Consider the following 3,822-nt stretch of genomic DNA (forward strand, 5'->3'; position numbering starts at 1 on the left):
TTTCTCTTTTTAGAAATAGGCTTCGGATCGCACACGATTCAAATGATTGTCACTAAAAATAGAATACGTTGCAATGATCGATAAATACACACTAGTTGATTGAAGTGCAGGTGGCGACTTCTGCGGGAAGAGCATGAGCTGAAGGCCCCGGAGGAACGCAGTGACGAGGAGACTGAAGCCGTGCCCGCGAAAAGCGTCCACCGAAACGGAAATAAACGGGTTTCTATGGTTACCCTTCTTAAAAGGGCCGGGCATACTGTGCCCGGTTTGTCTTATGTTTTAGCCAACCTGAATGTGGAATAAGGAATGCAGTTAAAGAAGGGATTATTATTCGTCAACTAACACTAGTGATATTTCACGAAAATCTAGAAATCTTTCAAAGATAGAAAATTTTTCTAAAAACAGGATTGACAACCAAGTGTATGAACCATATAATACACTTATAAACTGTATGAACCGCTTAGTACATACACTGAAAATAAATTAAGTGGTACACATGCAATGACGTATAGGAGTTGTATCAATGAATGTGAATTTTAATAATCGTGATCCGGTCTATTTACAAGTTGTTCGATATTTTAAGGAGCAAATTGCAATAGGAGAATTAGTACCTGGAAAAGAAATACCATCGAGACGAGAGTTGGCAAACATGCTTAAGATTAATCCTAACACTGCACAACGAGCGTACAAGGAAATGGAGGAACAAGGCTTGATCCATACAGAAAAGAATCATCCAAGCAAAATAACAACTGATGAAAAGGTCCTAGGCATGGTAAGAGAAGAGCTGTTAGTTGAGGCGGTGGATACCTTCGTAACATCAGTTCGGTCTATTAATGTTCCAGTAGATGAATTATTGAATTTGGTACGAACAAAGTACACACAAACTGACGATGATATGGGGGCTAAAAAATGATTGAAGTAAAAAATATTACAAAGAATTTCGGTCGAAAAAAGATATTAAAAGGGGTGTCATTCACTGCTAACAAAGGTGAAATAACATGTTTAATTGGTATAAATGGAGTTGGAAAGACAACCATTTTAAATGCCATTATGGCGCTTACCCCGATTAACAAAGGGCAAATTTTAATAGATGGAGAAATTCTTAATAAAAAAACGTTTGAAAAAGTCACCTTCATTCCTGATGCAATAACCATGCTCCCACACATGAAAATATCTGAGGCGATGGAGTTCATGAGTGACTTTTATACATGTTGGAACCAGAAGCGCGCAACGGAACTACTCGGCTTTTTTAATTTAAATGTATCCGATAGAATATCTTCCTTATCAAAAGGAAATACAGCAAAGGTCAATTTATTACTTGGATTAGCAATGGATGTTGATTTTGTATTAATGGATGAGCCTTTTTCCGGAATTGACATGTTTAGTCGGGAGGAAATCGCTAAAGTGTTTACGAGTCATTTAATTGAAAATAGAGGCGTTATCATTACGACACATGAAATAGGTGATATTGAACATTTAATTGATAAGGTAGTCTTGCTAGACGAAGGGATTGTTATCAAGGAGTTTAGCGCGGAGGAAGCTCGTGAAAGCGAAGGGAAATCTGTGGTAGATGTCATGAGAGAGGTGTACCAAAGATGAAAAACTATTTAAAGCTGGTGAATTTTGAATTCAATCGATCTGCAAAATTATTTGCAGTACTACTAGGTATTACATTAATTGTACAAATTGCTGGAGTAATTGTGATGTCGAAAATGTATCTAAACAGGGCCAATAAAGAAATTTATGAATACTTAATACCAAAGGCGGAATTTTTATCAATCGTTGGACCAATGAGTTTCCAGTCGGTAGTAAGAAGTCTATGGTTCCTTGGTCCAATCGCTTTATGCATAGCAGGTGTAGGATTCTATATTTTCTTTATCTGGTATCGCGATTGGTTCGGAAAGAATACATTTATTTATCGATTATTAATGCTGCCAACAACAAGATTGAATATATTTTACGCTAAAATAACAAATATCTTATTATTGACGTTTGGTTTTGTAGCATTTCAACTTATTTTGATACCAATAGAGACAACGGTTCTGAAATGGATGGTGCCAAAGGAATTCCGTGTGGATATGAATGTCAAAGAGATTATTAGCGGTATGCCTGAATTAAACATTCTTATTCCAAATAGTATTTTTGACGTAATAGTGATTTATGGAGCAGGATTTATGGTTGTGTCCATTCTATTTACGGCAATTTTATTTGAAAGAAGCTTTAGGTGGAAGGGGATTTTTATTGGGGGTATATATAGCTTAATTGCTGTTGCTGTATTTATTTCACCCCTACTTGTGCAGGATTTTATACTGAATGGTTATTTCTATCCAATAGAATTATTTGTACTTGAGATTGTGATGGGTTTAATTGTACTCGCAGGGTCCATTTGGATGAGTGGATTCTTACTAAAGAACAAGATAACTGTATAGGGAGTGTGTGAACATGAGAAAATATTGGAAGTTTACTGCAATTATAGCTGTAATTGTACTTAGCATTGGAGCGTTTTATGTGAACTCAGCTATGTCGGCAACACAATACCCAGAGTTTGTCATTAAAAAGCAGAGCGGTAACGTTGATGAAATAAAATCTTTGGTGTTGGAAGGGGGCTATCATGAAGGGAATTCCATGAGTTATACTAACACTCACTTGAAAATTAGCTCTGACGGTTCTGAAAATATAAATGATAGATCACTTATCGATCAGGTTCTTAGACAACCGTCACCAATTATTAAGGAATTACAAGAGAAGTATCGCGATTTCATGAGAGGAAAAGGTCACAACATCGGGTCGTTTTTTGAGAACGATCAGTTCCTAGCCTATGCAGACGTCAAATATAAATTTGGCGTATCAGAATCAAGCGACTTTAAGTTTGCTATAGCTATCTTAGATAAAGCTAATGGCAATACAACTTCCTACAACATTAAAGTTCCAGACAGCTCAGTGGTTAATCATATATTTGTTGAAGATGTACAGGTGGTTGATAATGAGCTGAAAATGATTACTAGTAATACGATTAGAGAGAATGAAGAATACTATAATGAAAAACATATTTACACTTTTAGTATTACTAATGGAAATATAAGCAGTAATGAAGTGATTTTTTCACTCCCTGAATCACAAGAAGATTTACAGATCAATGCACAATTAATCCAAACAGACCCTAAACAAGCTAATGAAATTCTTGTTTTTTTAAAAACTGAAAGCAAATTAATACATCTTGAAGAATCATTTAGAGAAGATGTTTTAAGTAAGGAATTAGTTTCTTATAATTTAAAAACAAAAAAAACAAATGCAATTGAATTAACAGAGAATCTGAAAGACAAACAAGTTAGTTTTTTTGATGGTTCAACGATTTATTTCACGGAATTTAGTGAGGAACAACTAATTGTAACTCCTTTTAGTATAGAGAATAATTTAGCTGGAAGTGAGTTTACAATACAGTTATTAAACGCTGGAAGTAATGAGCAACCGCCAACAACTATAATTGTGAGAGAAAGTAAGCTATACGCGATTAACCAAATTTCAAATTTAAAAACTAATGCAAGTATTGCTGTAGTTAATGTGAAAACAGGTGAAACGCTTTTTAAGGGTGAATTAGTAAGAAAAAACACTCCAGAAAGTACGGAAGAGTTTGAGTTATTTATATATGAAATGTCAGTGAAATAGGTCAGCTAGACAAGGGTCAGACTCTGATTGGGGTCTGACCCTTGTTTTAAAAATATTGCAATGATGATATTGAGAGCATGGATGCCCAGTTGGAAAAAGTGCAAAATGATCCCTTCAAACGGTTGTTTGAAGGGTTTTTTGTTGGAAAAGCGAGAG

At 35.2% G+C, this 3,822-nt stretch carries 4 protein-coding genes; all 4 read left to right on the forward strand.

The window, feature by feature from the left end:
- Window positions 1-523: 523 nt before the first annotated feature.
- The 4 genes from B371_RS0101115 to B371_RS0101130 are packed head-to-tail and all read left to right on the forward strand — an operon-like array spanning window position 524 to window position 3,666.
- Window positions 524-913 (forward strand): GntR family transcriptional regulator, encoded by a 390-nt coding sequence (locus tag B371_RS0101115; protein WP_019412488.1) that lies wholly within the window; start codon window positions 524-526, stop codon window positions 911-913.
- A complete protein-coding gene (locus B371_RS0101120) occupies window positions 910-1,599 on the forward strand; it encodes an ABC transporter ATP-binding protein (RefSeq protein ID WP_019412489.1) in 690 nt (229 codons plus the stop codon). The genes B371_RS0101115 and B371_RS0101120 overlap by 4 nt, the downstream gene beginning before the upstream one ends.
- Window positions 1,596-2,429 carry a hypothetical protein gene (locus B371_RS0101125; protein ID WP_019412490.1) on the forward strand — a complete coding sequence of 278 codons (834 nt, stop codon included), beginning with the start codon at window positions 1,596-1,598 and terminating at the stop codon, window positions 2,427-2,429. Before B371_RS0101120 ends, B371_RS0101125 begins: the two co-directional genes overlap by 4 nt.
- 13 nt (window positions 2,430-2,442) lie before the next feature.
- Window positions 2,443-3,666, forward strand: a complete 1,224-nt coding sequence (locus tag B371_RS0101130; RefSeq protein WP_019412491.1) for a hypothetical protein — start codon at window positions 2,443-2,445, stop codon at window positions 3,664-3,666.
- Window positions 3,667-3,822: the final 156 nt, after the last annotated feature.

It is taken from the genome of Paenisporosarcina sp. TG20, from assembly GCF_000286315.1.
In the GTDB taxonomy this organism is placed as follows: Bacteria; Bacillota; Bacilli; order Bacillales_A; family Planococcaceae; genus Paenisporosarcina.